Source organism: Streptomyces sp. CNZ287 (assembly GCF_007827615.1).
Map to the genome: position 1 here is coordinate 110,753 of NZ_VISV01000024.1, position 7,070 is coordinate 117,822.

At 72.1% G+C, this 7,070-nt stretch carries 5 protein-coding genes and 1 pseudogene; 3 read left to right on the forward strand and 3 right to left on the reverse strand.

The annotated features are described in order from the left end of the window. Positions 1–249 precede the first annotated feature (249 nt). A complete protein-coding gene (locus FB457_RS31595) occupies positions 250–1,344 on the forward strand; it encodes a branched-chain amino acid aminotransferase (RefSeq protein WP_047018288.1) in 1,095 nt (364 codons plus the stop codon). 69 nt (positions 1,345–1,413) lie between these two features. Here the strand turns inward: FB457_RS31595 and FB457_RS31600 are convergent, their stop codons facing one another. Next, positions 1,414–2,490: a S1 family peptidase gene (locus FB457_RS31600; protein WP_047018289.1), complete on the reverse strand. Its 1,077-nt coding sequence runs from the start codon at positions 2,488–2,490 to the stop codon at positions 1,414–1,416. A 385-nt stretch (positions 2,491–2,875) separates the two neighbouring features. Here FB457_RS31600 and cimA point away from each other — a divergent pair, with 385 nt between their 5' ends. Next, positions 2,876–4,504, forward strand: a complete 1,629-nt coding sequence (gene cimA / locus FB457_RS31605; protein ID WP_047018290.1) for a citramalate synthase — start codon at positions 2,876–2,878, stop codon at positions 4,502–4,504. Here cimA and FB457_RS31610 read toward each other — a convergent pair. Next, positions 4,425–6,056 (reverse strand): MFS transporter, encoded by a 1,632-nt coding sequence (locus tag FB457_RS31610; RefSeq protein ID WP_047018291.1) that lies wholly within the window; start codon positions 6,054–6,056, stop codon positions 4,425–4,427. The two genes, cimA and FB457_RS31610, sit on opposite strands and share 80 nt — an antisense overlap. A 101-nt stretch (positions 6,057–6,157) precedes the next feature. Next, positions 6,158–6,658 carry a MarR family winged helix-turn-helix transcriptional regulator gene (locus FB457_RS31615; protein ID WP_047018292.1) on the reverse strand — a complete coding sequence of 167 codons (501 nt, stop codon included), beginning with the start codon at positions 6,656–6,658 and terminating at the stop codon, positions 6,158–6,160. Between the two features lie 215 nt (positions 6,659–6,873). On the opposite strand from FB457_RS31615, the pseudogene FB457_RS31620 reads away from it, so the two are divergent. Then, positions 6,874–7,070, forward strand: a pseudogene (locus FB457_RS31620) (methylmalonyl-CoA carboxyltransferase); the annotation flags it as partial.

The window sequence follows — 7,070 nt, forward strand, 5'->3', positions numbered from 1 at the left end:
CTGCGGCCGGCCCGGCCGGTCAGGTTTCTCCGTACGGCCGACGACCCTGCCCTCCGGGCGGGGTCGGTGCGACGATGACCCTTCGGGCCGCGTACCACCGCCACGCTTGCCGCTGCCCGCGCCCCCGTCATAATCGAGAGCGGGGCCGCGGCACGGGGTAATGCTCGGACGTCCTAGTACCTTCGGGTGCGAGGACTTCGGTACGGGACGCGGTCCGCCACCCACCGAACGGTGAAGGACACGAATCTCATGACCACGATCGAGCTCAAGCCGTCCGCGCACCCGCTGTCCGACGCGGAGCGCGAGGCGATCCTCACCAACCCCGGCTTCGGCAAGCACTTCACCGACCACATGGTCACGATCAAGTGGACCGAAGGCCGCGGCTGGCACGACGCGCAGCTCCAGCCGTACGCGCCGCTCACCCTCGACCCGGCGACGATGGCGCTGCACTACGGGCAGTCCATCTTCGAGGGGCTGAAGGCATACCGGCAGCCGGACGGCAGCGTCCGCACCTTCCGGCCCGACGCCAACGCGCGCCGCTTCCAGCTCTCCGCGCGCCGGCTGGCGATGCCGGAGCTGCCGGTCGAGACCTTCGTGGCGGCCATCGACGCGCTGGTGCGCCAGGACAAGGCGTGGGTGCCGGGCACCGGCGAGGAGTCGCTCTACCTGCGCCCCTTCATGTTCGCCACCGAGGTCGGCCTCGGCGTGAACTCCCCGGCGCACGAATACCTGTTCATGGTCCTGGCCTCGCCCGCGGGCGCGTACTTCACGGGCGGCATCAAGCCGGTGTCGGTCTGGCTCACCGAGGAGTACGTGCGCGCCGCGCCCGGCGGCACCGGCGAGGCCAAGTGCGCGGGCAACTACGCGGGCGCGATGGCCGCCACCCTCCAGGCCGTCCAGCAGGGCTGCGACCAGGTGGTGTGGCTGGACGCGGTGGAGCGCCGGTGGATCGAGGAGATGGGCGGGATGAACCTCTACTTCGTCCGGGGCGAGGGCCCCGAGGCGGAGGTGGTCACGCCCGAGCTGACCGGCACGCTGCTGCCGGGCATCACGCGCGACTCGCTGCTGACCATCGCCGCCGGCCTCGGCTACCGGACCGGCGAGGTGCGGATCTCCAAGGAGGAGTGGCAGGCCGGCTGCCTGGACGGCACGATCTCGGAGACCTTCGCGTGCGGCACGGCGGCGGTCATCACGCCGGTGGGGCACGCCAAGTCGAGCACGGCGGAGTGGACGGTCGCCGACGGGTCGATGGGGCCGGTCACGGCGCGGCTGCGGAAGGCGCTGGTCGACGTGCAGACGGGGCAGGCGGCGGACCCGCACGGGTGGATGCACGAGCTGGGCTGAGGCAGGGGCCGGGGGCCGCTGCCGGGCTGCGGCGGCGGCCCCCTTCGTGCCGTGGTGCGCTGCCGTGCGTCAGTAGACGCTCACACCGTACGCGCTGAGCGCCTCGGTGACCGGCTGGTGGATGGCGGAGCCGTTGGTGCCGGAGCAGCCCGAGCTGCCGGAGTGGATGCCGTACGCGACGTTGCCCGAGAAGTGGGCGCCGCCGCTGTCGCCGCCGGCGGAGCAGGCGGTGGTGCGGACCATGTTGTAGACGGGGCCGTCGCTGTAGTTGACGGTCACGTTCACCGCGGTCACGGTGCCGCTGGTGACCTGGGTGGTGGAGCCGCTCTTCTGGATGGCCTGGCCGACGACGGCGTTGGCGGCGCTGGAGATGTCCCGGGTGCTGCCGTTGTAGAGGTTCACGGTGCCCGCGGGGGAGGAGCCGTCGGTGTAGCGGACGATGCCGTAGTCGTTGGTCGGGAAGCTGGTGCCCTCGCGGGTGCCGATGGCCGCGCCGCCGCTGGTGGCCGACCAGGAGGCGCCGGCGTTGGTGCAGTGGCCCGCGGTGACGAAGTAGCGGGCGTTGTTCTTGGTCACGTTGAACGCCGCGGAGCAGCGGTAGCCGCCGCCGTAGATCGCGTCGCCGCCGAGCACCTCTTTCTTGAACGCTCCGGGTACCCGCTCCACCCGGGCCGCGCCGTCGAGGCTCTTCGCGACGCGCTTCAGCTTCGCGTACTCGGCGGCGGAGACGGTGGAGTCGGCCTGCACGGCGATCTGGTTGGTGGCCGGATCGACACCCCAGGAGGTGCCGGTGATCTTCGCCCGGTCCTCGAAGGCGCCCATCGCGGAGCGCAGTTCCGCGGCGCTGTGCTCGACCAGCTCGGCGCGGGCGCCGGCGGCGCGGGCCTCGGCGGCGGCGGCCTTGTCGGTGACCGTCACGACCAGGTCGCCGGTGTCGGCGTCCAGGTACGTGCCGGCGCTGTCGCTGCCGAGGGTGCGGGTGACGTCGGCGTCGAGCGCGAGGGTGGCGGCGTCGGCCTGCACCCCCTGCCCGGAACGGTCGGCCGGCGGGGGCGCCGCGGCGGCCGTGGAGCCGAGTGCGGCGGTGCCGAGGAGGAGAAGGGCGGCGAAGGTGCCACCCAGACGCGCGGACTTCTGGGGTCTCATGCGGTGGTTCTCCTTTGTGTGAACCATGTGGGGGTTGTGGGAGGTGCCGTACCGACTGGCCTGGACCAAATTGGCACGCGCATGACATCCACACAAGACCGCGATTGCGCCCTGACCTCCTCGTACGAAACGTGGGCACTCTGCCCGTATCGTGAGACGGGTCTCCAGACCGGGCGGAGTGTGTGCCACACTTCCCGACGTGACCTCGTCTGCCGTCATGATTATTGGCAACAGGCGCGCCGGTCCGCGCTGACCCGTACCGCGATCCGCATGCGGTGCCGGCTCACCGCGTCCCAGACCCGCGCGCAGACCTCTCGCGACCCGCGAGGGGTCTTTTCCATTTCCGGGACCGGAGAGCACACACCATCCCGACAGGAGCACTTCGATGAGCACAGAGCCCGCCGCCCCCGAAACCCCCGACGACGCGTTCCACGTCTTCGACACCACGCTGCGCGACGGCGCGCAGCGCGAGGGCATCAGCCTGACCGTCGCCGACAAGCTGGCCATCGCCCGGCACCTCGACGACTTCGGCGTGGGCTTCATCGAGGGCGGCTGGCCCGGCGCGGTGCCCCGGGACACGGAGTTCTTCCGCCGTGCCCGCGACGAGGTCGACTTCCGGCACGCGCAGCTCGTCGCCTTCGGCGCCACCCGCAAGGCGGGCGTACGGGTCGAGGACGACCCCCAGGTCCTCGCGCTGCTGGAGTCGAAGGCCCCCGTCGTCACCCTGGTCGCCAAGGCGCACGACCGGCACGTGGAGCTGGCGCTGCGCACCACGCTCGCCGAGAACCTGGCGATGGTCCGCGACACGGTCGCGTTCCTGCGCGAGCACGGCCGCCGGGTCTTCGTCGACTGCGAGCACTTCTTCGACGGCCACCGCGCCAACGCCGCGTACGCCAAGCAGGTCGTCGCCGCCGCGCACGAGGCCGGCGCGGACGTCGTCGTGCTCTGCGACACCAACGGCGGCATGCTCCCCGGCCAGGTGCGCGAGACCGTCGCCGAGGTGCTGGCCCGGACCGGAGCAAGACTGGGCATGCACGCCCAGGACGACTCCGGCTGCGCCGTGGCCAACACCCTGGCCGCCGTCGACGGGGGCGCCACCCATGTGCAGTGCACCGCCAACGGCTACGGCGAGCGCGTCGGCAACGCCAACCTCTTCCCGGTGGTGGCCGCGCTGGAGCTGAAGTACGACATGCGTGTGCTGCCCGCCGGCAAGCTGGCGGAGATGACCCGGATCTCGCACGCCGTCGCCGAGGTCGTCAACATCGCGCCCGCCACCCACCAGCCCTACGTGGGCGTCTCGGCCTTCGCCCACAAGGCGGGCCTGCACGCCTCCGCCATCAAGGTCGACCCCGACCTCTACCAGCACATCGACCCCGAGCTGGTCGGCAACCGGCTGCGCATGCTGGTCTCCGACATGGCGGGCCGGGCGTCGATCGAGCTGAAGGGCAAGGATCTCGGCCTCGACCTCGGCGACGACCGCGAGCTGCTGAGCCGGGTCGTGGAGCGGGTCAAGGAGAACGAGCACCGCGGGCTGACGTACGAGGCCGCCGACGCCTCCTTCGAGCTGCTGCTCCGCGAGGAGCTGCAGTTGCGCGAGTCCGGCAAGACGCGGCGCTACTTCCGTACCGAGTCCTGGCGGGCCATCGTCGAGGACCGGCCGGACGGCACCCACGCCAACGAGGCAACGGTGAAGCTCTGGGCGAAGGGCGAGCGGGCCGTCGTCACGGCGGAGGGCAAAGGCCCGGTCCATGCGCTGGACCGGGCCCTGCGGGTGGCACTGGAGCGGATCTACCCCCAGCTCGCCGACTTCGAGCTGATCGACTACAAGGTGCGGATCCTGGAGGGGACCCACGGCACCGCGTCGACGACACGGGTGCTCATCACCACCGGTGACGGCCGCGGCGAGTGGGACACCGTCGGCGTCGCGGACAACGTCATCGCGGCGTCGTGGCAGGCGCTGGACGACGCGTACGCCTACGGTCTGCTGCGAGCCGGAGTCGTGCCGCAGGAGTAGCACCGGGCGCCGGGGCGGCGCCGGAGCCCGCACCTGCGCCCGTGGCCCCGGGGCTCTCCGCGCCGGCGGCATCCGCGGCCGGACCCTCCGCACCGGCGGCCCCGGCGCCGGCGCCGGGCTGCCCCGGCCCGCCTGCCGTACGCGGCCGCAGCACCGCGACCGTCAGCACCGCCGCCGCGGCGACCAGCACCGCCCCGATGCCGAACGCGAGCTGGAAGCCGCCCGTCAGGGCCGCGTCCCGGCCCTCCCCGGCCGCGGCCAGCGACTCCGTGCGCCCCGCCGCCAGCGTGGTGAGCACCGCGACGCCCAGCGCGCCGCCCATCTGCTGCCCGGTGTTGAAGAGCCCCGACACCACCCCGGCGTCGTCCTCGCGCGCCCCGGACATGCCCAGCGCGGTCATCGCGGGCAGCACCAGCCCGCCGCCGCTGAGCAGCAGCATCGTCGGCAGCAGATGGGCCGCGTAGCTCACCTCGGCCGGGTCCCGCGGGAGGCGGACGAGCAGCGCCAGGCCGGCCGCGAGGAGCACCAGCCCGGCCAGCAGCACCGACCGCTCGCCGAACCGCGCCACCAGCCGGGCGGAGACGAGCAGCGAGGTGACGCCGATGGTGAGCGCGGCCGGCAGCATCGCCAGACCGGTCTCCGCGGCCCCGTAGCCCAGCACCTGCTGCATGTAGAGCGCCACGATGATCTGGAAGGCGAACATCCCCGAGATCACGAGCAGCTGGACGGCGTTGGCGCCGGCGACGGTGCGCGAGCGGAACACCCGCAGCGGCAGCAGCGGTGCGGCGGCCCGGGCCTGGCGGAGCACGAAGCCGGCGAGCAGGGCCGCGGCGAGCGCGGCGGAGCCGAGCGTGCGGCCGGAGGCCCAGCCGTGGCTCTCGGTCTCGACGATGGTGTAGACGCCGAGCATCAGCCCGGACGTGACCAGCAGCGCCCCGGCGACGTCGGCGCCCGCGGCCAGGCCGATGCCGCGGTCGCCCGGCAGCACGCGCAGCGCCAGCGCGGCGGTCGCCAGCCCGATGGGCACGTTGATGAAGAAGATCCAGTGCCAGCTCAGCGCGTCGGTGAGCAGACCGCCGAGCACCTGGCCCAGCGAGGCGCCGACCGCGCCGGTGAACGCGAACGCGCCGATGGCCTTCGCCCGCTCCTTCGCGTCGGTGAAGAGCGTGACGATCATGCCGAGCCCGACGGCCGAGGCCAGCGCCCCGCCGACGCCCTGGAGGAAGCGGGCGGCGATCAGTGCCCACGGCTCGGTGGCCACGCCGCACAGCAGCGAGGCGGCGGTGAAGAGCGCGATGCCGGCGACGAACACCCGCTTCCGGCCGAGCAGGTCACCGAGGCGGCCGGCGAGGAGGAGCAGCCCGCCGAAGGCGATCATGTAGGCGTTGACCGTCCAGGTCAGGTCGGCGGGGGAGAACCCCAGGTCCTCCTGGATGGCGGGCAGCGCGACGGTGACGATGCTGCCGTCGAGGACGATCATCAGCGCGCCGGTGCAAAGGATCGCGAGTGCGAACCAGCGGGATCGGTCCTGCGGTGCGTCGGTGGCGTTCATGCGGTCTCTCCTGAGGCGTTGGGCAACAGGAAAGACCGTAGCAGATAGTTTTCTACGGGACTATCTCTTATTTAGTTTTCTTGTACGGACCTTCTTGCCGCCTACCGCCGGGCCTGCCGGGCCCGGCGGACCGGCTGTTCGGACGGGACGGGCTCGGCGAGCGGGCCGGCCATCAGGCCCTCCAGGGCGGCGACGAAGACGTCCCGCTGCGCGGCCGGCAGCGCGTCGAGCACCTCCTGGTGCACGCGGTCGACGACCTCCTGGCCGCGCGCGGCGACCTCCGCGCCGGCCTCGGTGACGTGGATGATGCGCGCCCTGCGGTCCGTGCTCGACGGCCGCCGCTCGGCGTACCCGGCCTTCTCCAGGCCGTCCACGGTCACGACCATGGTGGTCTTGTCCATGCGCGACAGCTCGGCGAGCTGCCCCTGGGTGCGCTCGGCCGCGAGCGCGTGGACGAGCACGCACTGCTCGCGCTGGAGCAGGCCGACCTCCGTCAGCGCGGCGGACAGCCGGGTGTTGAGCACGTGTGCGGTGTGCATGAGGATGCCGGTGACGTCCGGCACGGTGCGGGCGGGCGCGCGGGATGCGGGCATGGTGGTCATGGCTCCAGGCTAACAAGAAGGTCTGCTACGGAACCTTCTCGTGCGTCAACGATCTGTCCAACTGCTTGTCGAAGCCCTACAGCCCTGATCGACGTGTCGTTGGCTGATCTCTGGCCCCGTCACCTGCACATAGTGCCGGGTGCTCATGATTTACCGGCCGACGTTGTAGGGAAATGACATAAGGTTCGATGCCCAAGTACCCGTACCGTCGTTTCATGACCACAGTGGACTACGCCCCCTCCGACGCGGCAGCGACGGCAGGCGCCGTCGAGAACGAGGCCCGGGGGCGGGCGGCCGAACTGCGCCGCATTCGCGAGCAGGCTCATGCGGGGCCGAGTGAGCGGGCGACCGCTGCGCAGAGGGCCAAGGGGAAGCTGACTGCGCGGGAGCGGATCGATCTGTTGCTGGACGA

Bases quoted from the DNA above. Each gene is read 5' to 3' on its own strand.
- FB457_RS31595 (WP_047018288.1), top strand. From the start codon at position 250: ATGACCACGATCGAGCTCAAGCCGTCCGCGCACCCGCTGTCCGACGCG.
- FB457_RS31600 (WP_047018289.1), bottom strand. From the start codon at position 2,490: ATGAGACCCCAGAAGTCCGCGCGTCTGGGTGGCACCTTCGCCGCCCTT.
- cimA (WP_047018290.1), top strand. From the start codon at position 2,876: ATGAGCACAGAGCCCGCCGCCCCCGAAACCCCCGACGACGCGTTCCAC.
- FB457_RS31610 (WP_047018291.1), bottom strand. From the start codon at position 6,056: ATGAACGCCACCGACGCACCGCAGGACCGATCCCGCTGGTTCGCACTC.
- FB457_RS31615 (WP_047018292.1), bottom strand. From the start codon at position 6,658: ATGACCACCATGCCCGCATCCCGCGCGCCCGCCCGCACCGTGCCGGAC.